At 32.6% G+C, this 975-nt stretch carries 1 protein-coding gene; it reads right to left on the bottom strand.

Going from position 1 to position 975, the window contains the following annotated elements; all coding sequences use genetic code 11:
* Nucleotides 1–2: 2 nt before the first annotated feature.
* Entirely contained in the window at nucleotides 3–503 is a 501-nt protein-coding gene (locus VB714_RS27565; RefSeq protein WP_416309759.1) for a transposase, read from the bottom strand.
* Nucleotides 504–975: the final 472 nt, after the last annotated feature.

A 975-nucleotide genomic window follows, 5' to 3' on the forward strand; every position in this document is an offset into this window, starting at 1 on the left:
ACTCAGATCTTGCACCTCATAAGACAAAGTTCAAAACCCCGCTCATGTAACCAAGGAATAAGTAACTCTAATTGTTTCAAAAGAGAAAGCAATAATAGATGAGGAAAGAGAAGAATTAATGCAAATTTTGCATTGTCAGACCAATCTAAACTATCTTGATATCCTAAATACAAATAAACCCAATAAGCTAACAAAAAAGAAATCAAAGAAAGAATCAACCAACGATAAACACCCAACAAAGTTTTTTGCCCAAATCGATGAAGACTAAATTGATGCTTACTGGTTTTAAAAAAACCTTCAATCTGCCATCTTCGCTTTCCCCACCTAGTGATGGTTTTCCCTTTCATCGGTTTAGTAGAAATTACAAATCGTTGAATTCTTTTTCCGTTCCGTTTTAACCAAACCCATGATAGCCAAACCGGAAAATTTAAGCCTTTTAGGTAAACTTGTTGTCCTCTTTTTTTGACTTCTGAAACCTTTATGTAATCCTTTCTTATGATTATAAACTCGAACTAAATTTTGAAGATGAGGAAATTTACCAACTTTTTCCAGCGTTGTTAGATCGACAATAACTTGTAAAATAGGTTTTCTTCCAGCCTTTTTTTGAGAAAAAATTAGATTGAGAATGAAAGAACGAACCTTACGAATTAAAGAACGTGTTGACCATTTATAATGATTCAAAAAACGGCTGATCGCACTTTCAGATTTGGTCTGACAATCATGGGGAATTTGTGCTTTTCCTTGTAGCAATAAACTCAAAATAGATTCGAGAGTTTTTTGTTGATAAACAAAATTCTGATTTCTTTATTTTAAAAAGCGCTATATTAACTTGCATAAATTCTAGAGCTTTCTCATTTTTTACTAATATTTAAGAAAACACTATCCCTAAAAGAGAAAAATCCCTCAAAGCACCTCCACACAAGCATTTTAGCCTTCAATCATCTCTATCAACTTTTTTTGGTGCAAGATCTGAGT

Source organism: Spirulina sp. 06S082, assembly GCF_034932145.1.
Lineage (GTDB): Bacteria > Cyanobacteriota > Cyanobacteriia > Cyanobacteriales > Spirulinaceae > CCY15215.